At 66.7% G+C, this 25896-nt stretch carries 20 protein-coding genes; all 20 read right to left on the reverse strand.

Annotated features, from left to right (window positions below):
- Nucleotides 1-274 precede the first annotated feature (274 nt).
- Nucleotides 275-760, reverse strand: a complete 486-nt coding sequence (locus ACZ6R6_RS05785; protein ID WP_470090492.1) for a low molecular weight protein-tyrosine-phosphatase — start codon at nt 758-760, stop codon at nt 275-277.
- Nucleotides 761-775: 15 nt separating this feature from the next.
- Entirely contained in the window at nt 776-1528 is a 753-nt protein-coding gene (locus ACZ6R6_RS05790) for a phytanoyl-CoA dioxygenase family protein (RefSeq protein ID WP_470090494.1), read from the reverse strand.
- The gene (locus tag ACZ6R6_RS05795; RefSeq protein WP_470090496.1) at nt 1525-2592 is read right to left on the reverse strand and encodes a hypothetical protein; all 1068 of its coding nucleotides are present in this window, start codon (nt 2590-2592) and stop codon (nt 1525-1527) included. The genes ACZ6R6_RS05790 and ACZ6R6_RS05795 overlap by 4 nt, the downstream gene beginning before the upstream one ends.
- The gene (locus tag ACZ6R6_RS05800) at nt 2576-3391 is read right to left on the reverse strand and encodes a 2OG-Fe(II) oxygenase family protein (protein ID WP_470090498.1); all 816 of its coding nucleotides are present in this window, start codon (nt 3389-3391) and stop codon (nt 2576-2578) included. Before ACZ6R6_RS05800 ends, ACZ6R6_RS05795 begins: the two co-directional genes overlap by 17 nt.
- A 29-nt stretch (nt 3392-3420) precedes the next feature.
- Nucleotides 3421-4488 (reverse strand): glycosyltransferase family 4 protein, encoded by a 1068-nt coding sequence (locus ACZ6R6_RS05805; protein ID WP_470090500.1) that lies wholly within the window; start codon nt 4486-4488, stop codon nt 3421-3423.
- Between the two features lie 12 nt (nt 4489-4500).
- Nucleotides 4501-5253: a glycosyltransferase family 25 protein gene (locus tag ACZ6R6_RS05810; RefSeq protein ID WP_470090502.1), complete on the reverse strand. Its 753-nt coding sequence runs from the start codon at nt 5251-5253 to the stop codon at nt 4501-4503.
- Nucleotides 5250-6674, reverse strand: a complete 1425-nt coding sequence (locus tag ACZ6R6_RS05815; RefSeq protein WP_470090503.1) for a condensation domain-containing protein — start codon at nt 6672-6674, stop codon at nt 5250-5252. The genes ACZ6R6_RS05810 and ACZ6R6_RS05815 overlap by 4 nt, the downstream gene beginning before the upstream one ends.
- A complete protein-coding gene (locus ACZ6R6_RS05820; RefSeq protein ID WP_470090505.1) occupies nt 6671-6937 on the reverse strand; it encodes an acyl carrier protein in 267 nt (88 codons plus the stop codon). Before ACZ6R6_RS05820 ends, ACZ6R6_RS05815 begins: the two co-directional genes overlap by 4 nt.
- Complete coding sequence (locus ACZ6R6_RS05825; RefSeq protein ID WP_470090506.1) at nt 6934-8349, reverse strand: AMP-binding protein; 1416 nt, start codon at nt 8347-8349, stop codon at nt 6934-6936. Before ACZ6R6_RS05825 ends, ACZ6R6_RS05820 begins: the two co-directional genes overlap by 4 nt.
- Nucleotides 8350-8383: 34 nt before the next feature.
- Nucleotides 8384-10321, reverse strand: a complete 1938-nt coding sequence (locus tag ACZ6R6_RS05830; protein ID WP_470090507.1) for a GTP-binding protein — start codon at nt 10319-10321, stop codon at nt 8384-8386.
- Nucleotides 10318-11484 carry an NAD(P)/FAD-dependent oxidoreductase gene (locus tag ACZ6R6_RS05835; protein WP_470090509.1) on the reverse strand — a complete coding sequence of 389 codons (1167 nt, stop codon included), beginning with the start codon at nt 11482-11484 and terminating at the stop codon, nt 10318-10320. The genes ACZ6R6_RS05830 and ACZ6R6_RS05835 overlap by 4 nt, the downstream gene beginning before the upstream one ends.
- Nucleotides 11475-12227 (reverse strand): thioesterase II family protein, encoded by a 753-nt coding sequence (locus ACZ6R6_RS05840; protein ID WP_470090510.1) that lies wholly within the window; start codon nt 12225-12227, stop codon nt 11475-11477. The genes ACZ6R6_RS05835 and ACZ6R6_RS05840 overlap by 10 nt, the downstream gene beginning before the upstream one ends.
- Nucleotides 12224-14530: an amino acid adenylation domain-containing protein gene (locus ACZ6R6_RS05845; protein WP_470090512.1), complete on the reverse strand. Its 2307-nt coding sequence runs from the start codon at nt 14528-14530 to the stop codon at nt 12224-12226. The genes ACZ6R6_RS05840 and ACZ6R6_RS05845 overlap by 4 nt, the downstream gene beginning before the upstream one ends.
- Nucleotides 14527-14772 (reverse strand): phosphopantetheine-binding protein, encoded by a 246-nt coding sequence (locus ACZ6R6_RS05850; RefSeq protein ID WP_470090514.1) that lies wholly within the window; start codon nt 14770-14772, stop codon nt 14527-14529. Before ACZ6R6_RS05850 ends, ACZ6R6_RS05845 begins: the two co-directional genes overlap by 4 nt.
- Nucleotides 14765-15847: a class I SAM-dependent methyltransferase gene (locus ACZ6R6_RS05855; protein WP_470090516.1), complete on the reverse strand. Its 1083-nt coding sequence runs from the start codon at nt 15845-15847 to the stop codon at nt 14765-14767. The genes ACZ6R6_RS05850 and ACZ6R6_RS05855 overlap by 8 nt, the downstream gene beginning before the upstream one ends.
- The gene (locus ACZ6R6_RS05860) at nt 15844-18828 is read right to left on the reverse strand and encodes a condensation domain-containing protein (protein ID WP_470090518.1); all 2985 of its coding nucleotides are present in this window, start codon (nt 18826-18828) and stop codon (nt 15844-15846) included. The genes ACZ6R6_RS05855 and ACZ6R6_RS05860 overlap by 4 nt, the downstream gene beginning before the upstream one ends.
- On the reverse strand, nt 18825-19571 hold the full coding sequence (locus ACZ6R6_RS05865; RefSeq protein ID WP_470090520.1) for a thioesterase II family protein: 747 nt from the start codon (nt 19569-19571) through the stop codon (nt 18825-18827). The genes ACZ6R6_RS05860 and ACZ6R6_RS05865 overlap by 4 nt, the downstream gene beginning before the upstream one ends.
- Nucleotides 19568-20800, reverse strand: a complete 1233-nt coding sequence (locus tag ACZ6R6_RS05870) for an MFS transporter (RefSeq protein WP_470090522.1) — start codon at nt 20798-20800, stop codon at nt 19568-19570. Before ACZ6R6_RS05870 ends, ACZ6R6_RS05865 begins: the two co-directional genes overlap by 4 nt.
- A 65-nt stretch (nt 20801-20865) precedes the next feature.
- Nucleotides 20866-22119: an ACP S-malonyltransferase gene (locus ACZ6R6_RS05875; RefSeq protein ID WP_470090872.1), complete on the reverse strand. Its 1254-nt coding sequence runs from the start codon at nt 22117-22119 to the stop codon at nt 20866-20868.
- An 11-nt stretch (nt 22120-22130) separates the two neighbouring features.
- The gene (locus ACZ6R6_RS05880) at nt 22131-25889 is read right to left on the reverse strand and encodes a beta-ketoacyl synthase N-terminal-like domain-containing protein (protein WP_470090523.1); all 3759 of its coding nucleotides are present in this window, start codon (nt 25887-25889) and stop codon (nt 22131-22133) included.
- Between the last annotated feature and the right edge of the window lie 7 nt (nt 25890-25896).

Here is a 25896-nt window from a genome sequence, read left to right on the forward strand (position 1 = left end):
CCGCGCTCGCCCAAGGGCAGATGAGGATCGATCAAGGACCATTCGTCATCGGTGAGCTCTCCGCGCGCCATGACCCCGGCCTACCAGGACGGCAAGCACCGCGCAGGCAAATCCCGCTGATCTCAACCTCGTACAGGCCCTAGTCCGGTGGAACGCCGCGAGCCAGACCGCCGATGGCCGGTCTGAGCTCGCGGCATATTTCGGCTGTCCACCAGAAGACGAGCGTAGGCGTCCACTGGGGGTGAACGCCTATCTCGCTGAGGCAGCCTGAAAATCAGTTGAGCCTGTCCGCCGCGACTGGGTCGGAGATGCCCTCCCGGATCCAGGCGATCAGACCGGGCATGGCGGCCTCGATCATGTGAAGAGTGGATTCGAAGTCCGACGCCTCCCCTTCGTAAGGATCCGGCACGTCCAGGCTCGCCACACTCGGTGAGGTGAACTCCCGCAGCAGCCGTACCCGCGACGGATCGACCTCTCTGAGAAGCGCCTCCCTGTGGCTTTCGTCCATGGCCACCAAAAGGTCGGCACCCAGATGAGTCGGATTGACCTGCGACGCGGAATGCTCAGTCTGGTAACCATGCCGGGAGAGCGCAGCGATCGCCCGCTGGTCGGCGGGCTTTCCAGCATTCCAGCCTTCTATGCCCCCGCTGCTGACCATCACCCGGTCGTCCAGCCCCGCCTGCCTGAGGTACGTCCGCGCGACGCTGGCGGCCATCGGTGACCGGCAGATGTTCCCCTTACAGATGAACGAAATATGCATATGTCGCTTGGACCCCTATCTGAGGAACAGGGACTGGACGTCTTCCGGCCAGCTCTGAAGGATTTGCTGGGACACCTCAAGCGACTTGTCATGGCGAAACCCGAACCACTTGCGCTTGTATACCAGCGAGATCATCGACCTGGACTCGAGTGACTCGTTCGGGGTACCCCGATGCCAAAGTCTGGCGTCACGGACGATGACAGAGCCGGCGGGAGCGTTGAGCCTGCGCGAGGCCACTGAGGCCGAGCGGGCGACGAGGTCCTCTCCTTTGCCTCGATCGGGGAGCACATGGGTTCCCGGCCAGATCTCAGTACTGCCATTGGCTTCGGTGAAGTCGCACAGGAGGATGTTCACCACGAGCATGAACGACGGGGTCGGTAGGGAGATCTCCGACCCGAACAGCAACCGCACATCGCGATGGATGTCCTGGAAGCCAGAACCGGGCTCGCTGATGTTCGAGTTGTAGTAGGCCAATCGTGCCTCGGCCCCCAGGATCGACCGCACGCAGTCGATGACGAAGGGGTTGGCAAAGACTTCCGGATCAGCGAACACGCCGTTCAGGGGCGGTTGTATCTGGAAGTGCCCCTTCCCGCTGTGACTGGTTTCGAAAGGCTTGCCGTCGTGCGCTTCCCGCATCCGGCGATAGAGCTCCGCGTATTCAAACTGGACCCGGCCGAGCAGCTCAGGTGTCAGAAACGCAGGCAGGACGGCGTAGCCCACGTCGGCGATCTGACCGCATACCTCGTCGAGTGAAGCGTGTGTCATCATGCGCCTGTCTTTCCGGGAGTGGCCCGGTGGAAGTCCTCCGCCGACAACAGCTGAGGGAGCCTGTCGACCGCCTTGACCCAGTAGTGGCGGTCGCGAATCGGGTTGACCGACGGCTTCAGCGGCTTGTCGAGTTCGTTGAGCGCGAGCCGGCAGTACAGATCGGGGAAGTTCACGCCAACCCGCGCGAGGAAGAAGATCGACGAATAGAAACGCGCCGGCTGCACCTCTGTAGGCAGCGGGTTTCCTTCGCGGTCGAAGGTGAAATCGACGCCGATGATGCCGTGCGGTCTCACACACGTCGCGCGGACGCACCTGATCGCCAGATCATGCAGGTATTCGTCCCACAACGTGTGCTGAGCGCCGGTGACGCCGGTGACGCCGGATGCTGTGGCTGAGGGGTACTTCCAGGACAACCTCTCCCGGAGTTGGGAGCAGACGAGGTCGCCCTCGTACCAGAGCCCGCTGAAAGTGGCGGTTCTCGTGGTGAGTCTCTCCGCCACCGTGAACTCATGCCAGCCCCTGTGCTCATCCAGCCACGCCTGCGCCAGTGGGAGCGAGGCTGTCGCCAACGCGCCTGATCCCCCGCTGCCGCGCCGGCGCCGGAGCCAGATGTCAGCGTGCTCACGCATGAACCTGGCGACGGATTCTCTGTCCGTGGCAAGGATGGTGGCAGGAACAGGCAGGCCTGCACCTTCCAAGGCCACCCAGGTCGCCCACTTGTCTTCCATGAGCCAGTGGTCACTCTTGTCCGGCAGGAGCGTAGGGCGGATGAGATCCTCCCTGCGCTCGCAGATGGCCATGAGCTGTGGGCTGGTGTCCGCCGCGTAGATGAGGTCTGCGCCCTCCTTGTCCGCGATGGTGTTGACCGCCTCGACAAGCTCGGCCGGATCCTCCCACACGAGGAAGTGCTTGCTGTGAGCCTCGCTCGTGTGGAAGTCCTCCACCGTGGTGTCGATACCCACAGTCCGGTACCCGCCGGCCAACTCAAGGGATCGGGTGAAGTTGAGGCCGGTCCCGTCACCGGAGTTGATGACGAGAATCGTCTTTTCAGAGGACCGGGACATCGGGCAACCCGAACATAGACGGCTTGTTCCTCACCTGGTCGCGAAGGTCGCTGTCGCGGTCGCCGTTCCACGCATGGAGCGGCTCTGCGAGTTCCGGGTTCACGAAATACATGATTGAAATACGGTGGGCCAGGTTGTGATTTCGGACCTGGTGGTCAAGCGGAGCGACCTTCCCGCCCGTGAGCGCAGTGAGGACCGACCCTGCCATGACAATCACCTCATCGGAGCCCGTCGCGATGGGCCTCGGCCCATCGTCGCCATCCCAGATCTCCAGCCCACGGTCGGTCGTGTGGATGACGGTCAGCAGATGGCCGTCCTCGTGCCGGTCCTGAAGGAGGTCACGGCTCGTGGAGGAGGACTCCGGGTAGAAGTTCACCTGCAGGTAGGACGCCTTGGCGAAGGCAGGGGGCGGCATCTCACCGAATGCGCCGGCGAGGTGCTCGATGACGTCGCTCACGAAGGGGACGAGAAAGTCGCGCCAGCCGAGCAGAGCATCTGTCAGCGGCGCCAACTCACCCGCTTCGGGGATGAGATCAAGGCGATCGGCCCAGAGCGTGAAGCACTCATTGAGATCGGGCCGATCGGGAGAGATCGAGTATTCGACACCCATGGGGCGGTAGCCGAAGTTACGGTCATTGCTCGTGTGCCTTCTCTTGGCCTCGTCCTGAAGGCCGAAGAATTCACGGCTGCGCTCGACGGAGCGCTGGAGCAGGGCACTTGCCTCCGTAGGAAGCTTGACTTCGGCGAAACCGCCGGCAAGCAGCCCGCGGCTGACACTGGTGGCCAGTAAATCAGTCATCAAGATCTCCATTACTCGCTTTTGCTGAACTAGGAATGACGCTCGCTGATCAGCCGGCGGTACAACCGTTCGTAGGAATCGATCATCTGGGCTGCCGAGAAACGCTTCTCAGCGGCCAGTCGGCATTCTCGGGGGCTGAGCTCAGTAGCCACTCGATCGATGTAGCCAGCCAGCTCGCCGGGCTGGTCGGCGACAAAACCGGTAACCCCGTGTTCGACGATCTCAGGCGTCGCACCCCTGCCCAGAGCGACGACCGGGGTGCCACAGGCCAGCGACTCGGCGGCGGTGAGCCCAAACGGCTCATCCCACAATGTGGGGAGGACCGTGCAACGGGCGCCCTTGTAAAGCTCCACCTTCTCGGCGAAACCGACCTCGCCCAGAATCTGCACCTGATCGTCGAGAAGGGGCTGGATCTCTGTCCTGAAATATGCCTCCTCTTTTGGAAACTCGATGGGCTTCGTCGCGACAAGCAGCGGCAGGCCTGCTTCTTTCGCGGCACGGATCGCCAGATGAAGCCCCTTGCCATACTTCATCCGCCCGATGAAGAAGAGATAGTCGCCCTTGGCTTCCGAGTACTCGAACTTGTCGATGGGCAGCCCGTGATGAATGACGTTACGTACCCGGAGGTCCGCGATCGTGGCGCGCTGGGCCTGGCTGACCGCGACCAGGTCGACCCGGTCGTGGATCAGTTCGTAGATGGCGCGGTTCTCATCGTCTCCGGGTGTGGTGTGAATCGTGTGCGCCACTGGCACGGTTGCCGCCGCGACAGCGCCCAGAGCCGGACCTATCGGATCCGTGTGATCGTGGACGATGTCGTACTGCTCGATGTCCCGATAGGCCGCGAGGACGTGGTTGAGCTCATAGAACGGTGATTGAACGGAGCTGCCCCAGCCTGGCGCCTCGTGGTAGTAGCTGCGCAGCTCGGCGGAGGTGACGGAGTCGCCCGCTGCGTAGAGCGTCACCCGATGACCTCGTTCTACGAGGCCGTCGGCCAAGATGCTCGCTATCTGCTCGATGGCCCCGTACATGGGCGGGGGTGTCGGGAGCCAGACGGGAGAGATGATTGCGATTCGCAAGGGGGTTTCGGAGCCCGGCATGATGCCTTCCGGTTAGTGAGGTGAAACGAAGGCCGACAGCTCGGTGTCGCTGCCTGCTTCACGCTTGGGCAGCTGCACCAGGAGAGGAGGAACGAACGCCAGGGCGCTGATCTGCTTCGGATAGCGCTTTCTCACGTCGGGCCGAGGGTGGTCGAGGTACATGGCGGGGAGGAATTCATCGGCCGGGATGATGTCCCGATGCGGATCGGTGGCGAGGAACGCCTGGACGCCTGCCCGGTTCACCATGTAACCGTAGGTGCCGTAGCTGAATCCAGGTGACACGATCCCGTCTCGCCACTCGGTGTCCGGCTCCTGCGGATCCCGGCCGAGATAAATGAGCGCCGGCCCGTCACTCCCCCTGATCGCCCTGATCCCAGGGAGGAGTTGTTCGCGGAAATCAGGGACGAGGTCGACGTCGTCCTCAAGGATCAGGAAAACGGAGGCGGTGCTCGTCAGGGCATCCCGCCAGCAGTGGATATGGCTGACCATGCAGCCGACCTCACCGAACCGCAGGGGGCGGCCCCACCAGCGGTGATCGATGTCCATCTCCCAGGGGAAAAGACCATAGCCATGGCGGTTCAGCTCAGCCAGGTCGAGCTTGGTCCCGTCGAACGGCCCGTCCCAGTCCGAGGTATAGCTGGCTTTCAGCTCATCGGGCAGGATCTGCTGCATATGTCGTCGCCGGTCAGGACGGCGGCGCAAATTGATGACATATGTTCGAATTTCATCAACAGAGGACATCGCCGCATCTCCCAGCGTTCTCATATTGCGTGTTCCGGCCGTTCAGTAACGCATTCACGAACAACGTTCTTCGCTTCGGACAATGAGAGGTCCGTACGGCCGGCCTCCAAGATCAGGCAGTCGATCGCCGCCAGGCAGCCGGCAGCCTCTCGGCGGGAGAGCATGCTCGTGTCGAATTCCAGGCCAAGCCGCAATCCCCCGCCGTCGGCCCGGTGGTAACCCAGATAGAAGGCGTAGCCTCCCGTCCCCATGTCGCCGTCGCCGAACTCGCCGAAGGTCGGCCGCACAAGGTCGGGGCGATCCAATGGAATATTCAACTCCGCCGCCGACAGGCGCCAGCCCACGAGGTCGTTGACGACGAACGAGATGGCGGGAAGCTGCGAGTACGGGCCCGCTCCACCAGACAAGCGCCGCCTGAGGTCGTCTAGAACGGCGTCGTCATATTGACTATGGGCATATGCCGACAACGCCGTCGCCGCCGAGTTCTTCAGCACTTCGGCGAAGTCGACGCCCATGGCCGAGAATTCCGCGATCCCGAACTGGAACAAGGTGCCCTGGGTCTCGGCCCAGGTCCTCGTCCGATTCGAGCATGCGATCTCCATGATGAGACCGGGCCGCTCCGAGATGGTCGCGTAAGCGAATGCCGCAGCGGAGACGAACACCATCGAGGGCGTCGTGTTGTACCGCCGTGCCGTCGTCGCCGCGGAGGACGCCAGCCTGTGCGAGGTCATCGATATGGTCTGCACCCGCCGGACCGATCCCGCATGCCGCGGACGCTCCTGCCCGGAACGGTAGTACCGCGACAGCACACGTTCCCAGTGCCTTATCGAGCGCTCGCCCCTGGACACTCCCTCGGCCGACTGCTGATAGGCAGCTACCTCCAGTTGCTGGGCCACCGGGCTGCCGCTGTCGATCTCGGCCTCGGACCTGCACTTCAGCAGGAGACTCGTGAACTCCCGTTGCAGCAGCGCACTGGCGGCGGCGTCCGAGGTGAGATGAGAGAAGACGATCACCAGGAACACGGGAACCCCGGACCGGCAGATCAGAGTCGGCCGATACGGCCACGCCTTCCCCAGGTCGAACTCCTCGGATTGCAGCCCGCGAAACAGCTCGCCGGCTTCGCTCGAATCAGGAGCGAACGGCTCCGACCGGTGGATGATGTCGATCTCGATCGTCCCGTCGCCGAGAACACGCTGCTCGAATGCGCCGCCGACGGCCCGATAAACGGTCCTGAAGCTCTGGTGCCGTTCGGCCAGCGCACGGAAAGCCCTGACGACATGCTGGAACGTCACACCCTTGGGAATTCTGATGTATGACGCCACGTTGAACTGACCTCGCGTCCCCGGGGAGGCCAGGTAAATCATCTTCAACATGTAGCTCTGCGCCCAGGTGAGCGGGCCGGAAGCCTCGTCAAGTCCTGCGAACTCCACGGTCAGCGCCCTCATACGCCGCCCTCGGACATCACTCTGATTCTCCGGACACGCTCGGCGAGAGCCTCGATCGTTGGCGTGTCGTAGAACTCGGCCAGCGGGAACTCCATCGCCAGCTCGGCTTCGAGCATTCGCAGCATGACGAGCGCGTCGACCGACGACCCGCCGAGATCGAAGAAGTCATCGGTGCTGTCCAGACAATTCACGCCGAGCACCTGATTCCAAATGCGATTGATTGCCGTCACCGCTTCACCGGGCCCCGGAACTGCCTGGCTCACAACGCCTCCATGAGTCGAGAAAACGAGATGTGCTCCAATTTGCCTGCCGGCGTTCGTGGCAGCGCGTCGACAAAGCGAAACTCCGACGGGACTTTGTAGGGCTCCAGCCGGGACAGGCAGTGTCCGAGCAGGTCGGCTACGGTCAACGGAGCGGACGGCCGGCGCACCACCAAAGCGCACAGCCTGGATCCGAGCTGATGGTCCGGAAGCTCGCCGACGGCCGCATCGGCGACGCCCACGCAGGAAAGAATCGCCGATGTCACTTCCGAGACATAAACATTCTCGCCGCCGACGATTATCAGGTCTTCACGACGCCCCGAGAGAAACAGATATCCATTCTCGTCGAGGTGCCCCCGGTCCCCCACTGACTGATAGCCGCCCATGGTGCCGGCGGGCTGATTCCTCAGCACACTTCTCATGTGGACGGTGCCCGTGCCACCGGGCGGCAGGGGAAGCCCCTGATCGTCGAAGATCCTGACCCTGGTGAAGAAACCGCGCCCCACCGTGCCGGGGCGGGCGAGCCACTCATGGCCGTCGCACAACGTCGCGCCAATACCTTCGGTCGAGGTGTACATCTCGAAGACCCGGTCGGCGCCGAGATGCTTGATCCAGTTGCGTTTGGTGTCGGCGGGACAGGGCGCCGCAGTGTGCAGGATTCCGCGAAGGGAGCGGAACGCTTCGGGACGCCGCCGTAGTGGATCGTCGAGGACCAGCATGTTGCTCGGCGTTAGCTGCGCCCATTCGACCCCGAACCGCTCGACGGCGCCGAGGACGGCCTCAGCCTTGAAGACCCGGGGAACGACTATGGTGTTGCCGCTGAGCACGCCGTCGATCAGCCGGGAGAACGGAGCGGCGTGATGAAGCGGCCCCGCCAGCAGTTGCGTCTGGAACTCACGCCACCCGGTGCGCTTCAGCAATGCCGACGGCGCGCGGTAGGTTGGCTCCTTCGGGTAGTACACCAGCTTGGGGTCTCCGGTGGTGCCGCCTGTGGCCAGCACATAGCCGCCTTCGATGAAGGCGGCCGACGCCAGCCCGCCCGGACCCAGCAAGGCTTCCACCTCATCGACCACCGCGCCTTGGCTCGTGAGTTGTTCGATGAGCCGATACTTGGTCTCGTGCGGGCTTCGGGGGTCGAGAGGAAGCAGGGTGTGCCCTGACGCGAGCACCGCCAGCAACTGGGAAATGCCGTGCTGGGAGCTGACTGCGGGGGCCGTGAGCAGAGAGCCAGGCCGCGCGTGGAACGCGATGCGCTGGACCTCGGCCTCCACCGCGGCCAGAAGGTCCTTCCATCGCAGCTCCGCTGCCTCACCTCGGTGATCGACGAAGACGAACGCCTGCGCGTCGCCACGGGACGCGGCGATGTGGCGAATCCGGCTCAGCAGGCCGACGCTTTGGGATGGTGTGTTCTTCACTCGACGCCCGATCTGTGTCTTCCGATAGCCGCGATCATCGATGAGCCAGAAATCTCATGTACTCGTCCCTGTCGAAGGGATTGCCGTCGGTGCGGGGACGCATGGGCGGGGGCTCACGCCGGGCTTCCTTGTCACCGTCCGCGAGTGATGTCAGCAACACCCTGCCGTTGGTCAGTGACATGAGCTGGCGGCGGACGGTGGCCAGGGTGCGCAGCGGGATCCGGCCCTCGATCAGCCACAGGTCAACCGCCTGCCCGTACTGCTCGACCTCGCCCTCGTGCCGTCGAAGATGTTGGGTCACTGTGCCGAGGTACTCCTCCTCCAGCTCGATCCAGAAGCGGTGCATCGGCTCGTAGACCCTCGTCTCCGCCCCCGCCAGCGCGCGCATCAGCACATGCGGAGTGGCGTCGCGGAAGTCGGCTGCGGCCGAGTACGGGCGCGCCCAGTACCCGCAGTGTGTCAGGGTGACCTCAATGTCGATCACTCGCCAGCCGTGACGCCCCTGGCGCAGGGCTGATTCGGCGCTCTCCTCAACCGCGTCGTGGAAGGAGACAGGCATGGCGCCCAGCTCGACCTCTCGCCGGTAGGTGAAGCCGACACCCGGGGCCACGCGCAGTCCCACGGTCGCCAGGAAGCCGTTGCCGATCATCTCGACCGCGCTCCCGACGCCGACGGGCCTTTCCACGTGGACGATCTCCGGCTCGTCGAATCGCGCTTCCAGGCCGAAGTCCTGCGACAGGGTCTCCTGAAGGACTTCCTGCTGCACGTCGCCGTACAGATGAACGATCGACTCACCGTCAGGCCCCAACTCCGCTCTGAGCAGCGGGTCCTGGTCCGCGAGCTTGAGCAGCGCGGCGCGTAACGCCGGAGCCTTGAGGGGGTCGTCAGGCCGCACCGCGACCTGGAGCGCCGGTGCGGGAAACTGCCCATGCCGCGCCGGGATCTCGCCCGTTCCCAGCCGGTCGCCCACTCCCAGCGGCACACCCCGAAGTCTCGCGATATGGCCTGCGGTGAGGTTCCTGTGCGTATCCGATCGCGGAGCCACCACGGTGAGGCCCCGGGCCCTGGCGCGAAAGGAGGTGCCATCGAGCCGCTGAACCGTCACTTGCTGGCGATCGGCCAGCGACCCGCCGTAGCAGCGGACCAGCGCGGTCGCTTCCCTCCGCTCGTCGAGTTCGATGGCGAACACGCGGGCGGACAGCTCAGCTGAGCCTGGCGACGGTTCCAGCACTCGCCTCAGAACCGATCGCAGCGCATCTATTCCCGCGCCGGTCAGGGACGACCCGAACACCACCGGTTGTACCGAACCAGCGCCGACCTGCTCGCGGAGCGCCTTGAGCAGTTGCTCGTCGCTGGGCTGCCGGTCGCCGACGAAGTGCTCCAAGATCACTTCGTCATGTTCGGCCAGACGTTCGGCCCAATGCCGCCTCAACCCGGCGTCCCTGATCTCCGTGAACTCGGCCTCACGGGTGCCCTGATTCGCCAGCGTCCCCATCGCCACCGGGGTGAGGCCGAGCTTCGCGGAAAGCTCTTTCATCAGTTCGAACCCGGCCGCGCCGACACTGTCGATTTTGTTCACGAACACCACGGTCGGAAGGCGGAGACGGGCGACGACCCGGTGAAGTGCCCGAGTCTGCGGCTGCACGCCCTCAGGCGCCGCGATCACGAGAATCACCGCGTCGACCGCCATCAGGGCCCGTTCCACCTCGGCCACGAAGTCGGCGTGCCCCGGGGTGTCAACGAGGTTGTACTGCCGGTCACCGTCCTGGAAGGACACCACTCCCGAGCGGATGGTGATGCCTCTAGCCCGCTCGATCTCGTTCGAATCCGTCCGGGTGGTGCCGTCGTCGACGCTGCCGATCTCGCTGATGGCACCGCATTCGAACAGCAGCCGCTCGGTTAGACTCGTCTTGCCAGCATCGACGTGCGCGATGATGGCGAGATTGAGCACGTCGGCGCATAGGAAGCTCATCCGCTCACTCCTGCCGGACGAATTCCTGCCAGAGCGGCGAGATAGATCTCGGTCAGCACCGCTGACGTGCTGACTCTCCGGTGGGTCTCCAGCCGGCGGGCTGACAGCTCAAGTTCGGTCGTCGTGAGAGTCGCGGCGTACGACTCGGCGACCGACGCGTCCCGTCTCCGGGCGAACTCCGCCAGCGCGGCGTCCACGGCCTGATCCGACCCGCACCTGCCCGCCAGCGACTGCCCCAGGAGCTCGGCTTGCGCGAACGCGTCGGTGATCCCCCTCGCGGTGATGCTGTCCTTGTGGTGCCCGGCGTCACCGACCAGAGCCCAGCCTCGGCCGGCGGGCTCCCTGAAGTAGTTCCGCTGGTCCCCAGTTCCGGTCAACCGCATCACCGGCTCGGTGTCCTGCAGCAGGTCATCGAGGTCTGGCGCTAGCTCACGGATCGTTTCCAGATGGAACCGCAGGGGATCGGTGCGGATTCGCCGGAATTCACGCTGGGGCGCGTAGGTCGCGATCAACGAAACCCCGTGGTGAGTCGGAATGACCGACAGGGACCGGTGGTGGGACTCGACGATGCGCACCTCGTCGCCGCCGAGACGCCAGCCCGTGTAGTAGACGCACGTACGGCGCCCGTCATCCACGGTTTGGGCAGCGCGGCTCAACCTGGCGACCGCAGATCGCATCCCGTCGGCTCCGATGACGGCCCTGCCGTACTCCTCCGAAACCGCTCCGTCGTGACCGCGCAGCCGCACACCAACGACCCGCCCCTCACGGTGAATGAGGTCGATCAGTTTCGTGCGGGGCCTGAACTCGGCGCCCACCGCCTGCGCGGCATCTACCAGCACCTGATCGAGCAGATGGCGTCGCGGAGCGACGGCGAAATCGACGCCCTCATACTCCGGCATGCGGCCGGAGACCGACACCGGCCCGATGGTGTGCGTCAGACGGGTCAACCGAGGGCAACCAGTCTCAAGAAGCGCGGGCAGGATCCCCCACTCCGACAACTGAGCGACGCCGGGTTGGTGGATGTAGCACGTCGACATGATGTCGGAGGGAAAGGACGCCTGATCCACCATCAGGACTCGGTGCCCGGATCCGGCCAGGACCATGGCTGTGGCCGCCCCCGCGCAGCGTGCGCCGACGACGATCGCGTCATGGATCAGTGCCATCGCGACCACCCGGTGATGACCTCGGCGACCTCCGCGGTCCAGCTCAACAGGAGGTTGTGGCCACCGCCCCGGACCTTGTACAGCTCGAAGCCGCACGAGGTGAAACCGGACCAGGCCGCGAAGTCTCGCTCGTCGACGGCATCGTCAGCCGTGCCGAGAATACCGAGAATGGGCGCGTCCAACCGGGCGTCAGCCGACGGCCGGTAGGTCTCGATCGCCTCGTAGTCGGCACGTAGAGCTGGCTCGATCAAGGCCAGGAGCTCAGGGTCCTCAAGGATGTAGGGGGGCATGTAGCCGTCGGCCGCGACCCGCTGGATGAACGGTTCGCCGGGCCAGCGCCACACGTCGTCGCGAACGATCCGGTCAGGCGGCTGGTGAGCCGAGAGGAACAGCGCCCGGACTCCGGCGGTCTGGAGGCGGAGCGCGGTCTCGAAGGCCACGATCGCTCCAGAGCAGTGGCCGTACATCGTGATCTTCCTGCCCCGGGCATGCCCGATGATCGCTTCGGCCACGGCGTCCGCGATCGGAGCGACCTCCCGCAGCGGGGGCTCTTCGAGCCTGGCCTCCCGTGCCGGGAGCCTCACCGCGACCGTGGTCGCGTACCGGCCGACCACCCGGCACAGATCACGGACCGCAGCCGCGCCCGCACCGGCGTGGGGCACGGCGTAGAACACCTCGTCCTTCCCGGCATCCGAACCAGGGACGATCTCCACCAGCCAGGGGTCCCGTACGGCGTCGCTCATGCGCTCACGCTTCGCTGCCTCGCGACCATCGCCGTGAGAGCGTCCCGGTCCACCTTCCCCACCGAGTTGATCGGGAAGGAGGCCACCCTGATGAAGCTGGCAGGCACCATGTAGGCCGGCAGCCGGCGGGCGGCGAAGTCTCGTATGTCCAGCTCAGTGACGTCATCGGCGATGTAGAACGCGGCGAGCTGTTTACCGCCCACACCGGCCACCGGCAGCACCTGCGCGGCCCGTATGCCTTCGGCCTGCGCCAGAATGCTCCGCACCTCCCCAAGTTCGACGCGGTAGCCGCGGATCTTGACTTGATCGTCCAGGCGTCCGAGGAACTCGATCACCCCGTCCGGCCACCATCTGGCCCGGTCGCCGGTTCGGTACATCCGGTCCGAAGCGGCCACCGCCCAGGGGTCCGGCAGGAATTTGGCAGCGGTCAACGCCGGGGCGGCGGCGTAGCCGACTGCCACGCACACGCCCGCGATGTAGAGGTCTCCAGCGACCCCCACCGGGCACGGAGACAGCTCCTCATCGAGGATGTAGTACCGCGTGTTGTCGATGGGCACGCCGTACGGCACGCTCGGCCAGGCCGGGTCTATCTCGTTGGCCAGGAAGTGGTTGGACCACACCGTGCATTCCGTGGCTCCTCCCATGGCCACGACGTCCGCTCCCGGAAACGCCGCCCTGACCTCGCCCGGCAGCGTCAGCGGAATCCAGTCCCCGCTCAGGAGCACCAGCCTCAGCGGCGCCCCCGCGAGATCGTCACGCAGCTCAAGGAACGGCGTCACCATGCCGAGCAGCGCCGGGGCCGAATCCCAGATCGTGATCTGTTCCTGGACCAGCAGGTCGATCAGCGTTTCCGGTTCGCTGATCTCCTCGGCATCGGCCACGCGCAGATATCCGCCACAGGCCAACGTCCCGAAAACGTCGAACACGGAGAGGTCGAAGCAGAAGGAAGCGACCCCGAGCAGCCGGTCGCCCGGCCCGACCCCGTACGCGCGCCGCAGCCAGGAGATGAGATTCACCACGGAACGGTGCTGGACGGTGACGCCCTTGGGCGCCCCGGTGGAACCTGAGGTGAAGATGATGTAAGCGATGGAGTCCGCGTCCGGTCCCGATTCGGGAGGAGAGGCGGGCCGATCGTCGATGTCGGCTCCGGACCAGAATGTCGGCACCCGTACGGCTAGCGGCTTCGCTCCGATCTCGAGCTCCACATCGAATCGCCGCCCCAGAACACCGCGCAGTCCCGCACCGGCCCGCTCGCGCACCTTCACGCCCGATATCGAAGGCAGCACCCCGGCGATCGCCTCGAACGCCACCCTCGGCAACGCGAGTCCCGCGTGGTCCTCCCGTTCCGGGTCGATCAGGTCGCCCAGGAGGATCCGGCCGCCCGGCCGCAGCAGTCCGGCCGCAGCTTCCAGAGCGGCGTACAGGTACTCGATATCGGGGAAGAACTGCACGACGCTCGACATGACCACGAGGTCGAACGGACCGCGCACGTGGTCGCGGACGAGGTGGGCCGGGCAGACCACGCCCTCCACGCTCGGATGCCGGTCGAGCACTCTGCCGACCGCGACCGGGGAGATATCCACGGCCACGTATCTGTCCGCTTCGGACAGCAGCTCGTCGACCAGCTCGCCGGAACCACAGCCGATCTCCAGGATCGCCAAAGGCCCCTGCGTCCCGGCGAGCGCGTGGCCCGCCACGTGCTGCCGGTAAGTCTCCAGGTCGTCAAGGCCGAACTCGGCGGTACCGCGGATGTTGAACCCCGCCGCGCCGAGGCGGTCCTCGTCGGCGACGACGTAGTCGAACAAGCTGACCAGGGATTCCGTGTCGAGTGCCGCTCCGGCCGAATACCGCTCCCGTAGTCCCGGGCAGATCACTCCGCGAGCGGAGGCGGCGGCCGCAAGGCGCTGCGCCTGCCGGTGTTGCCCGGCTCCGGCGATGACGACGTCGACGCCGAGCTCGTTGAGCAGCAGTTCGGCTCGCGCGGTGGGCCAGGCGGGGTCGATGGGCACATAGGTCGCACCCACCTTGAGAATGGCGACGAGGGAGACCACAGCCCAGGTGTCCCGCTGGCTGTACAAGGCCACATGGCTGCCTGCTCCAACGCCGATCTCGGACAGCAACCGCGCCAGGCGGTCGGAGGCCGCGTCCAGTTCGCCGTAGCTCATGGTCGTTCCGGTGGAGTCGCCGACGGCAGGCGCCTCCGCGGACAGTGCCACCGCATCCTTGATCAGATCGAGGATGGTGGCGTTCTCGGGAAACGCCACATGCGTCTCGTTCCAGGCCGGGTCGGGGTAGACGCTCATGGGCGGCCCTGATGCGCGGCGATGGCCCGCTCGATCCCGCGAACCGTCGGATTGGCGAAGAACAACCGCAACGGCAGTCTGGCCCCGATCTGCTTGGACAGGCTGGCCATCACCTGCGCCACCAAGAAGGAGTTGCCTCCGATCGCAAAGAAGTCGGACTCGAGGCCGAATTCCTCGTGCCCGAGAACCGCCTTCCAGGAGGCCAGCACCAGCGGCGCCAGCTCTTCGGACAGCTCATCCATGTTCGGCCTCTTTCCCTTCGATATCGCCGATGGGGCGCTGCCGGAATCTGATGGCCGGCAGGTCACCGCCGGTAGACCCGGCCAGCGCCGTCAAGGAGTCCAGAAGTGACCACGCGCGCCCCGGTGGCAGCGGCGCCTGCTTTGGAGTGGGCGAATCGGTCCCGCTCGGAGAGGGCAGCTGGAAATGGTCGTCAGGTGGCTGACAGCCCAGATGAAGCACCGCGTCGAACCGGAAGAGCGTCATCTCGTTGCGGAACCGGCCCTGTTTGGGGGCCGCCTCGACAGCCGTCACGGCCTCGAAGCGCCGCCCCAGAGACCTGACGTAGTCCGGCGACATGCTGAGCTCGTAGTCCCTGCGTTGGTGGAACTCAAGGTCGAAATCGGTGCCAGAACGGGCCGCGCATTGGCGGTAGTACGTCTCCAGCAGCGTCGTGTCGCGAAGGTCGCCAAGGAAGACGTGGCCCCCCTCAGCGGTCAGCGCGACGGCTGAAGCGATCACATCCTCCAGATAGTCGATGCTCGGGAAGTACTGGATCACGGAGTTCAGGACGACGGTGTCGTAGGCGCCGCCCTCCGAAGCCGGGAGTTCGTCGTGCGCGGCCGCTTGGAGCACCCGGACCCGGGCGTCCCTCGTCGCTCGCAACATCGCGAGTGACGAGGGGGCGAAGTCGGTGGCGACGTACTCCTCAAGACCGGGGTCGGTGAGGAGCCGGCTCATCACCATGCCGGTGCCCGCGCCGATCTCGAGAATCCTGCGCGGGCGCAGCGCGCGGATGCGGCCCACGACGGCGTCGGCCCACTCCTTCATCTCCGCGTCCGGGACCGCTTGCCCGGTGAGACCGTCGATCCAGCCGGCGTAGCGGGGGTCCCGGCCTCCCGAGGCCTCCGCCACCGACTCATAGAGATCGTCGAAGACGTACTGCCACCCCTCGACCGTCTCGGTGACCAGGCTTCGGGGCACCACATCGATCCGCGGCTCCGGCCCCGGCAGGAGGCGGGCCGACAACACCTCGGGGTGTCCTTCGATGAGCCTTACCCAGGCGTCCAGTCGTTCCGCCGACCACGCCGAAGTCATCGCATGTCCTCCGTGGCGATCAGCTGTTGGAAGTACGTCCGCATACCTGCCAGCAGCTCCTTGATCCTTTGCTCGGGATAGCGGTTGCCGCTGTAGGTGATGGAGTATGAGAGCTCTCCGTCGGCGACGACCGCGGTGATCTCCAGCTCGTGGGGGCGGGTCATCCGAGCCGCCCTGTCATGCTCGGGGAACCCGGCGAACGTCAGCACCGCGTCTTCAGCGTCGCCCGCGGCGACAGCGCCGAGGTACGTCACGCCCACACGCTGACGCCGGTAGGGCAGCTCCTTGGAAATGAACGTCAGAAGCCCATGACCGAGCCCGCCTCGGGGCACGCCCCGCAGGTCCCGCGTGGCCTCTTCCAGCGCGCGGCGCGGCTCCGGGACATCGGCGCGCAGCCCGATGGGGAACAGGGCGGCGAACCAGCCCACGGTCCGCGTGAGGTCGATCGAGTCGACGATGTCTTCCCGGCCATGGGTCTCGAAGTCGACCAGCAGAGACTCCCCGTCGATGATCGGGCGCAGTGCCGCCGCGGATCCGGCGAGCACGGCCTCGGTGAGTCCGGCGCCCGGCACCATGGCGACGGCACGCCGAAGAGCGCCGGTTTCCTCCTCGCTCAGCGTTTCGATCAGGGTCACCTGCGCGGCGACGTCGTTTCTGCCGCCCAGAAAGTCGACGTGCAACCGGCCGGGAGCCGAATCGGCGACGTCGAGCCAATAGCCGATCTCCGAGCGCGTCTCGTCGGAGAATGCGAGCTTTTCGAGCGCCCGCCCCCAGTCCTGGTACGACGAGCGCTGCGGAAGCAGGTCGATCCGGTCCCCTCGGGCCATCTGCCGACAAGCCGTGGCGATGTCGTCGGCGACAATACTCATGGACGCCGGTTCCATGATGAGGTGGTGGGCCGTCAGCAGCAGCCGTCTGCCGCCGTCCGGCAGTTTGAACAACGCGCAGGACACCAGTGGCCAGTGCGCGAGCCCGATCGAGGACTGGCAGGTCTTCACGGCACGGTCGAAAGCCGCTTCGGCCTGGGCCGTCCCGATCCGGGACAGGTCGAACATCCGCATGACACCGGACGGCGGAGCCGTCACGTACGACTGCTCCCAGTCGCCGGCGGCTGATCTGCTGAACCTCAGCCGGAACGCGTCGTGGTGAGCCAGCGCCGCGTCGATGGCCTCGCTCAGGTGTTCCGCGCTGACCTCGGGGGCCAGTTCGAACACGTTGCTGTAGTTGTAGTGCCCGGCATCCGCGTCATCGGCGGCCAGGAACCACGACTGGATGGGCAGCAGGGGGGCGGTGCCCGTGGCCTGCGAGCCGTCGGCCTCTTCCTCAGCCGGCGCGCTGCCCGCCTCCTGGACCAGCAGCACGGCTAGCTCCGCCACCGTCTGCCCGAGGAAGATGTGGCGAAGACGCATCGGATAACCGAGCTTGCGCACAGAGGCGACCACACGCAGCCCGATGAGGGAGTCGCCGCCGATGTCGAAGAAGTTCTGGTCGGGGGCCAGGGACGGAAGCCCGAGAACCTCCTTCCAGACCTCGCTCAGCACCGATATCGCATGGCTCACGGCCTCTGCCGGCGCGTCGTTGGAAGGCGCGACGGCCGCAGGCCGGAGCTCGGGCGTGGAGCTCTGAACAGCGCTGCTCAGCCGTAGCGAATCCACTGACTGCCCCGAATCGTCGGCCAGGGCCCGCAGGACGGCCACCAGGTCGGCGGCGAAGGATTCTCCCCACGGGGCGTCCCACAGGTCAGTCGAGTAGTCCACCACGCAGGCCAGGCGCTCCCCCTCGTAATGGAAGGAGACGGTGAGGTCCAGCGCGCTGCCCTCGGCTCCCGAGTCGAAGCCGCTGACCACGATGCCGTCCAGCTCGAGGCCGGGTCCGCCTAGGTCGGGCTGCAATGTCACTGCGTGCTGGAACAACGGGTGGTGGGACAGGCTCCGGACGGGAGTCACGAGCTCCACCAGCCGTTCGAAAGGCAGCCTGTCGTGCCGATAGACATCCAAGGCACCGCGCCGCACCCGTGCGATCAGTTGCTCGTAGGTGAGACCAGGCTCGTACTCCGAGCGATAGACCAGCTCATTGACCAGCGTTCCGATCATCGGGTGCGTGGCGGGATCGTGGCGGCCCGATGTCGCTCCGCCGACGCAGAAATCGTTCTGCCCGGCGAGCCGTCCCAGAAGCGCCTGATAGGCGGTCAACAGCAACATGTAGAGGGTGGCCCGCTGCTGCCGTGCGCGCTGTTCGAGCGCGGCGGTCAGCTCGGCGTCGACGTACGTCCACACGCGGTGCGCCTTGCCGCTCAGTACCTCCGGCCTGGGGTGATCCGTCGGCAGACGCAGGTAGGGCGGGACCGGGGTCAGTCTCTGTTTCCAGAAGGCCGCCTGGGTGCCCATCGCGGCGATGCTCTCCGTCAGCGCCTCACGGGCGGCATACTCGCCGTACTGCAGAGAAAGCGGCTCGACGGGGGCTGTCGCCAGGCCCCGGTGCCTCCGGTAGCCATCGCTGAGCTCGTCCATCAGCACACCGACCGACCAGCCGTCGAACACGATGTGGTGAAAGGTCAGCAGCAGGAGGAATTCCTCGTCCGCCCGCCGTACCAGCAGGGCGCGCATGAAACAGTCGCGGAAGTCGAAGGGGGCGTTGCACTCCCGGTCGACGGCCTCGCTCTCCAGCCGCTCGCGCGCCGCCTCGGGATAGCCGCGCAGGTCGAGGTGCCGCAGCGCGCAGCCACGGTCGCCGACGATCTGGACGGGCCGCCCGTCCCGGATGTCGATGGTCGATCTCAGGACTTCGTGGCGTTCTACGACGTCGGCAAGCGCCGATTCCAGCGTGCCGACCTCCAGCGGTCCCAGCAATCTCAGATGGACGGGGAAGGCGTAGGTCCCGGCGTCGGCGTCCAGGCGATGCAGGAAGAACAGGCGTTCCTGGGCACGGGTCAGCGGATAGGCGCGTTCCATGGGCATCTCTCGGTAGGCACGAACGTTCATACGGGCCGCCGTGAACGAGTGAGTGCGGCGAGTTGGCTGGCGGTCGGCGGCACCAGGCTGCCCGTCGTGACGGGCTCGGCGACGCAGCACAAGGTGAACGCGCCTGCGGTGGTCTGGGCCCAACCACGTGTCCGCTCCTCGTCCGCTTCCTCGCACACCGCGGTCACAGTGCAGGCCAGCAGTGGCAGCGGCTCGAAACGGTAGGAGGACACGACGGAGAAGTCCGCCTGGAGCATCGGGGCGAAGAACTCGAACGCGGCTTGGTCCCCGAGTTCGGGACGGTCGCTGAGATTCGTTTCGCACCAGGCGCGGAACTCTTCTCGGGAGTAGGTGTGAACCGGGCTGGAGTCGCCCGGCACCAGCGAAGGAGCGTGCTGGCCTCCCACGACCAGCCCGGCCGGGCCATGCCCGGTACGGCTGGACAGATGGCGGGCGAGCTCGAAGGCGGACAGGGCGCCCGCGCACAGACCGACCACGATGAAGGGCCGCTCGTCCTGGTCAACGAGCGTGGCGACCTCGTCCGCGAGATCGTCGAGCTGTTCGCGCACCGACCCGAGCGGGGACTCGCAGTGACGGCTCTCGCGGCCCGGAAGCCGGGCGGCGCGGACTTCGGCCAGGCCCGCCAGCATCGTCCGGTAGCTTTTCCAGGCCGCCGCTCCCGATCCGGCCTCGCCGAAGGCGTACACCACCGCAGGCGAGTCCGGCTCGGTGCCCGTGCCGTGGAATTTCGATCCCGTGCTCACCGCGCCCCCCTGTCGCCGTTCACCGGAGCCGCGTCCGCGAGAGCGGCCTTGATCCGGCGATCGGCCCCGGCCAGGAAGAGCACCGCCGGGACCAGCAGCGCGGCGCCGGCCGTGAGAGCGGCCCTGATCGAGACCACGCTGCCGATCGCGCCCACCAACGGTCCGCCGATGATCTGCCCGCCGCTGTCGAACATGTCTCTGGCCGACAGCGCGGTCGCCCGCGCCTTGGAGTCCACTCGGGTGACCAGCCAGCCGTCGACGAGCGGCCCGTAAAGCTGCCGCGCGGCCGAGACCACCATCAGGAAGACCACCGCCATCGCGAAGTTCTGGGACAGCCCCATGGCCAACGCTCCCGCCGCCGTCACGAGGGTGGACAGCAGGAGCATCCCGATGATCGCGCCGGACCCGAGCCGCTCGGTACGGCGGGCGGTCCAGCCCGCGGCTACCATGCTCGCCAGTCCCGTTGCACAGGTGAGGATGCTGAACCACATGGCGGGCTCCAGGCCCATGACATCGGGGAAGGTGATGTCCTCCAGTAGGAAGGCGCCGAAGAGCCGGTCGAAACTCTCGCTCCACAGCCCGAAGCAGAAGGTCATACCAAGCAGGAACAGCAGGCCGGGGACGGCGCGGCCGATGCGGTAGGAGTCCCGCACCTGACCGCCCAGCTCCGAGCCGACCTGCCGCATCATCGTTCCGAACCCGGACACCTGTTCCGGCCGGTGGAAATTGTTCTCCGGCATGAAGAGGGCCAGCGCCACGCCGCCGACGGCCATGAGCCCGCCGGCGATGAGCAGGGGCATGTTCAGCGCCAGCATCGCGACGAGGCCGCTGAGCAGGCTGCCCACGATCGTCCCCACGGAGCCGAGCTGGGAGGCTCTGAGGTAGACCCCAGTCATCTCCGCCTCGCGGGTCTCGTCGGCGACCCATGACTCCTGCGCGCCACTCATCAATGCGGCGCCCAGGGCGAGCACCCCTTGGGCGATGAGCAGGTTGACGAAGACCGGAGCCACGCCCTGCATCACCATGCCCCCGGCGTAGATGAGCACGCCGGCCACGACGCATACCCGCCTGCTGACCAGGTCCGCCAGCATCCCCGTCGGGAGTTGCAACAGGAAGTAGGCGCCCTCCAGCACGGTTCCGAGCATCACGAGCTGGAACGGATTCAGCCCGGCCTCGTCGACGTAATACACCACTGAGGTGGTGAACGCCATCGTGACCAGGAAGGACATAGCAACCTGAATTCCCAGGTACAGGCGGTACGGATTGACACGTGAACGATCGGGGAAGGCCATTTTCAGAACTCCTCGGCGGCCGGACCCGCCTGATCATGTACGGCACGGCGGCGAGCTGGGGCAGTGGCCGACGCCAGGGCCCGCTCGATCGCGGCGTGGCTTTGCTGATCTGTGAACCCCTTGGCTCGCAGCACGCCGCCGACATCGCGGACGGCCTGTTCCATCGCTGGGTGGCTGTCGGGCACGCGGTCGGCGCGTACCGCGTCAAGCTGGTCCACCAGGCGTGCGTAGGGCGCTCGGATCTCCGTTTCGAACGCTTCGGCGGACAGCCGCGCGAGGGCGGGAGTGCCGACGATCAGACGGAGAGCCGCCAACAGGAACTCCTCGAAGCTGTCCGCTTCGGCCTGTACGGCGCCGCCCGACAAGGCCGCAGCCACCTCCTGTGCCGCGCGCACACTGTCGCACGACCAGGCGGCGATCTCGGGGGCCACCGTGCGGGTCAGGTCTCGCAGCACTGACTTGGGCCCCGCTTCGATCAGCACGTCAACGCCTTGGGCGCGCATGAGCACGACGGCGCCAGGCCAGTCGACGCACCCCGTCAGCTGCCCACGCACGCTGCCGGCCAGGTCCTCGGCCGTGCTGAGGACCGCTCCGACGCAGGCGGAGACGACCGGGACGGCCGCGTCACGGATCGCCGCCCGCGCGACCGCGTGCGCGAACGGCTCGATGGCCTGCCGCATCAGGGGGCTGTGAGCAGCAACCGCGACCTTGAGTGGTCTGGTCACCGCCCCACGGGCGGACAGCGCCGTCCGTGCCGCCGCGACCGCCTGGATCTCCCCGCTGATGACGCACTGGTCGTGAGCGTTCCGGTTGGCCACGACTACGGCGCCACCGGCGCTTTCGGCGAGCACGCGACCGACCTCATCCGCTGGCGGGCCGAACACGACGGCCATCGCGCCGGGCGGGCACGCGGCCATGAGCTGACCTCGGTGCCTGGCCAGGGCGACAGCGGCGCCGAAGTCGAGGGCCCCGGCGCAGACCAGGGCCGACAGCTCGCCGAGACTGTGGCCCGCCATGACGACCGGCCGCTCGGGCAACGATCTGGACAGCAACGTCCAGGCCGCCACGCTGTGAACGAGGATCGCCGGTTGAAGGATCGTGGTGTCGGACAGCTCCCCGTTGCGGTCCTCACAGGCCCGCAGTAGGTCGTAGCCGAGGATCTCGGACGCCGTGTCGTAGAGGCCGCGCGCCTGTTCGTCCTCGTGGTACAGGTCCTGCCCCATGCCGGGCACCTGAGAACCCTGGCCGGGGAACATCACGCCGATTCTCACAGGAGACCACCCGGAATCCCGGACAGGCGCGCGACCGCTTCGGATTCGGACAGCTCGCCGCTCTCGACCCGCGCCAGAATCGACCCGAGGTCGTCGTCCACCTCGGGGATCGGCTGGAGATGCCTGGCGCAGTAGGCGACCTGCGCGGCGAACGTCGGGTTGCCGTAGAGGGCTGCCACGTCGAAGGCCGCGCCCGGCATCGACTTACCGACCAGGTGGACCAACCTGACAGCGCTGAGCGACGTCCCGCCGGCGGCGAAGAAGTTCTCGGCGGCGTCCGCCGCGAACCGTCCCAACGTGGTCCGCCACGCCTGTGCCAGCAGGTCTCGGATCAGGTCCTCGTCCCACTCGACCGCGTCGTCGTGGACGGCCTCGGGGCCCGCGTTGCCCTGCGCGGCCTCCTCCCACACCTCCGGGCCGAAGGGGATGCGTAGCACGTCGCGCAGATAGTGCACCTCGTCCAGGTCGAGCCGCGCCACGATGTCGACGGGATGGGCGTCTCTGAAGAAGCGCTCCAGGGCGGCTCGGAACTCGGCGAAGTCGATCGGGGGAATCGGGGTCCTGGCCGCGAAGTCCGATCGGTCATCGAGGATCAGGGTGAGGTTGAGGGTGTAGGTCGGGATACCACCGCGGGTCAGGTGAGGGGCGAGCGCGTCCAGGTACTGGTTGACTGCGGCGCACTCGGCCGCTCCCTTGGTCCCCGACAACGAGGAGATGGAGGAGAACAGCACCAGGAAGTCCGGCTCGTCCTGGCGCAACTGTTCGGCCAGCAGCCAGGTGCCGAGGACCCGGTTCTCGATCCCCCTGCGGAAACGCGGGAAATCGAGCTCACCGATCCAGAGATGGAACAGTTCCTTGGCCAGCATGAAGGCGCCGTCGATCCGGCCGCGCTCATCGCGGATCTCAGCGAAGGCCCGTGCCACGTCGGACTCGCGCGTGACATCGCAGCGCAGTACGCGAACCGAGGCGCCGCACTCCTCCATCCTCCGGATCGCTTCGGCCTTGTCGGCGAGGTTGGGCCCATCGGGAAGCCCGTTGCGCGACAGCAGGACGATGGAGCCCGCGCCGTGTTCCGCCAGAAACGTTCCCACCTGCATGCCGAGGTATCCAGTGCCGCCCGCGATCACATACGTGCCGCCCTCACGGATCGTCAGAGCGGTGCCTCCACCCTCCACGGCTCGGTTGACGTGTTTGGTGTAGCGCCGGCCAGCACGGTAGGCGACGAGAGGCAGCCGATCCCGGGGGTCGGCATCGATCTCGGCAACGATCTGGTCGGCTGCCTCTGCCGGGGAGCAGCTGAGGTCGTGATCGATGGCGATCTCGGAGAGGTGCGGCACCTCCTGCGACAACACCTTGGCGAAGCCGAACCCTGTCACCCTGGGTGGCGCGTAGTCCTCGCCTTCTACCACCGATTCCGCCAGCGAGGCCACCACCGCCAGCACCATGGGCTGCTCGAGGCTGAGCTGGATCATGCTCTGTGCGAGGTGGAAGAGGGAGAAGACCCCGTCGCGCTGGCTGTCGTGCAGGGCTCTCACGCTGGCCATCGGGTGCTCCGCCGAGCCGTACCCGAGCAGGTGAACGACTCCGGCGAACTCGCTGAGCGGACCGATGGATCTCCACAGCATGCCGTAGTCCTCGACGTTGTCGAGCGTCAGGCCGAAGTGATCGGGGCCGAACCGGGTGAATCCGCTCGCGGCTGTCGCCAGGACCGCCCTGGAGCCGCCGGCCCGCAGGCGCCTGACGACCGCTTCCGCGACGGGATCAGCAGGCCGGGCGAACACCACCCAGGTCCCGCCGGTCGTGGCGCCCGCCACGGCCGCCTTCACCGGAACCCATGCGGGCTGGAAGAACAGGCTGGACACATCCACCGACCGCTCGGTGACGGCCGGCCAGACGCGTCTGGTCGTCATGGGGGCCAGCGCCAGCGGGAGAACCCGGCCGGGTTCGAGCCGGCCCACGCACTCGCCGTCGGCTTCCACGTGCTTCAGGTAGCGGGCCATCAGCGCGACGTCGCCGGGCGAGACGCGGTCCCCGATGTTGTCGCTCAACTCGCTGAGCGATTGCTCGCCCGCCTCTGGGGTGTCGGAGAGGAACACGTACTGGCTGCCGAGGTGGTCAGGAATCCGGTCGAATTCCCGCACGGGCAGGAGCTGGCCGAGCTTGTGCAGGAGGTCGGCGGTGTCGGCGGCGAAGATGCCCAGGCGGGCGGGCCCAACGCCGCGGCGCGCCAGCGTGTAGGCGATGTCGTGGACGGCGGCGCCCTCGTCGATCCCCTCGGCGAGTCGTCTGATCAGTTCCCACAGTGCCCATCGGGTCCTGGCCGAGATGAATACCGGCGTCATGGCCGAGGTGGGACGCGTCGGCTCCACCGAGCCCGGCTCTTCGAGAATCACGTGGACGTTGGTGCCGCTGATACCCAGCGACGAGACGCCCGCCCGACGGGGCGCCCCGTTGGGTGGGTCTGCCCAAGGCGATTCCTCGGCGCTGACAACGAACGGGGTACGTGCCCAGTCGATGGCGGGGTTGGGCCGTGACAGTCCGGCGAGACCGGGAAAACGCCGCTGCCTCAGGCAGAGCATCGCTTCGACGAAGCCGGCGAGGCCGGCCGTATCGCCCAGGTGGCCCATGACCGCCTTGATCGAACCAAGCCGGCAATAGCCGGTCTCGGCGGTGTCGACACGGAACGCCCTGCTCAGCGCATCCACTTCGATGACGTCACCCAGGGCCGTGCCGGCGCCGTGGCCCTCCACGTAGCCGATGTCGGAAGCCGAGACGCGGCCCTCGGCCAGTGCGGCCCGGACCACATCCTGGTGAGCCTCGGGATTGGGCACGGGCATCCCGTTGGAGGCGCCGTCGCTGTTGACCGCCGATCCTGTGACAAGCGCACTGACATAGTCGCGGTCGCGCACGGCGTCCTCGGCCCGTTTGAGGACGACGGCGACGATGCCCTCGCCCCATGCCACCCCGTCCGCCGCCGCGTCGTAGGCGGCGCAGCGATGGTGCGGACTTTTGACGAAATAGTCAGACTCACCGCCCCAGAAGGGGAACAGGCTGAGACTGACGCTCGCGACGATGGCGAGATCGCATTCGCCCGCTTGAAGAGCCCTCCGTGCCAGGTGGAGGGCGACCAGCGAAGATGAGCAGGTGGTGTCGACGCTCATGACCGGACCGCGCAGATCATGGGTGTAGGCGATCCGGTAGAAGGCGTTCGCCGGGATGTTGGAGACGAACGCCCGTTCATCGGGGTCGTCGAAGAGCTGGAGGTATTCGAAGCTGGCATTGGGCTGGTAGGCGCCGAACACTCCGGTCCTGGTGCCGCGCAGGTCGGCGGATTTGAGGCCGGACAGGGTGATCGCCTCCTCGGTCACCTGGAGCAGGAGGCGTTCAGCCGGACCCATGAACTCGGCTTCGAAGGCGCTCAGCCCGAAAGCGTCATGATCGAACTGCTCGATGTCGCGGAGCCATCCGCCGAACGAGCGGCTGTCGGAGCCCAGGTGCTCACGATGGTGACCGTGCTGCTCGGCCAGTTCCTCACGGGCCCCGGTGATCAGGTCGAAACGCTGGGCGGGAAAGGGGCCGATCAGGGACTTCGCCTCGCTTAGGCGGCGCCACAGCTCGTCCAGGTCGCTCGCGCCCGGCATCCGGACGGCTGCCCCGAGCGCGGCGATGGCTCCGTTTTCCGGCCTGATCTGCTGGTCGGCCAGCAGCTCCGAGGCCTCGGCGGCGGTGATCTTCCCTTCGGCTAGCAAGGTCATCACGGTC

Source organism: Streptosporangium sp. NPDC048886 (assembly GCF_055586905.1).

Excerpts from the sequence above, each read along its gene's own strand:
- ACZ6R6_RS05880 (WP_470090523.1), bottom strand. The coding sequence starts at position 25,889 with ATGACCTTGCTAGCCGAAGGGAAGATCACCGCCGCCGAGGCCTCGGAG.
- ACZ6R6_RS05830 (WP_470090507.1), bottom strand. The coding sequence starts at position 10,321 with ATGAGCTTCCTATGCGCCGACGTGCTCAATCTCGCCATCATCGCGCAC.
- ACZ6R6_RS05850 (WP_470090514.1), bottom strand. The coding sequence starts at position 14,772 with ATGGATGAGCTGTCCGAAGAGCTGGCGCCGCTGGTGCTGGCCTCCTGG.
- ACZ6R6_RS05810 (WP_470090502.1), bottom strand. The coding sequence starts at position 5,253 with ATGAGAACGCTGGGAGATGCGGCGATGTCCTCTGTTGATGAAATTCGA.
- ACZ6R6_RS05790 (WP_470090494.1), bottom strand. The coding sequence starts at position 1,528 with ATGATGACACACGCTTCACTCGACGAGGTATGCGGTCAGATCGCCGAC.
- ACZ6R6_RS05870 (WP_470090522.1), bottom strand. The coding sequence starts at position 20,800 with ATGTCCTTCCTGGTCACGATGGCGTTCACCACCTCAGTGGTGTATTAC.
- ACZ6R6_RS05875 (WP_470090872.1), bottom strand. The coding sequence starts at position 22,119 with ATGTTCCCCGGCCAGGGTTCTCAGGTGCCCGGCATGGGGCAGGACCTG.
- ACZ6R6_RS05860 (WP_470090518.1), bottom strand. The coding sequence starts at position 18,828 with ATGAACGTTCGTGCCTACCGAGAGATGCCCATGGAACGCGCCTATCCG.
- ACZ6R6_RS05855 (WP_470090516.1), bottom strand. The coding sequence starts at position 15,847 with ATGACTTCGGCGTGGTCGGCGGAACGACTGGACGCCTGGGTAAGGCTC.
- ACZ6R6_RS05835 (WP_470090509.1), bottom strand. The coding sequence starts at position 11,484 with ATGGCACTGATCCATGACGCGATCGTCGTCGGCGCACGCTGCGCGGGG.
- ACZ6R6_RS05840 (WP_470090510.1), bottom strand. The coding sequence starts at position 12,227 with ATGAGCGACGCCGTACGGGACCCCTGGCTGGTGGAGATCGTCCCTGGT.
- ACZ6R6_RS05785 (WP_470090492.1), bottom strand. The coding sequence starts at position 760 with ATGCATATTTCGTTCATCTGTAAGGGGAACATCTGCCGGTCACCGATG.
- ACZ6R6_RS05845 (WP_470090512.1), bottom strand. The coding sequence starts at position 14,530 with ATGAGCGTCTACCCCGACCCGGCCTGGAACGAGACGCATGTGGCGTTT.
- ACZ6R6_RS05805 (WP_470090500.1), bottom strand. The coding sequence starts at position 4,488 with ATGCCGGGCTCCGAAACCCCCTTGCGAATCGCAATCATCTCTCCCGTC.
- ACZ6R6_RS05800 (WP_470090498.1), bottom strand. The coding sequence starts at position 3,391 with ATGACTGATTTACTGGCCACCAGTGTCAGCCGCGGGCTGCTTGCCGGC.
- ACZ6R6_RS05815 (WP_470090503.1), bottom strand. The coding sequence starts at position 6,674 with ATGAGGGCGCTGACCGTGGAGTTCGCAGGACTTGACGAGGCTTCCGGC.
- ACZ6R6_RS05795 (WP_470090496.1), bottom strand. The coding sequence starts at position 2,592 with ATGTCCCGGTCCTCTGAAAAGACGATTCTCGTCATCAACTCCGGTGAC.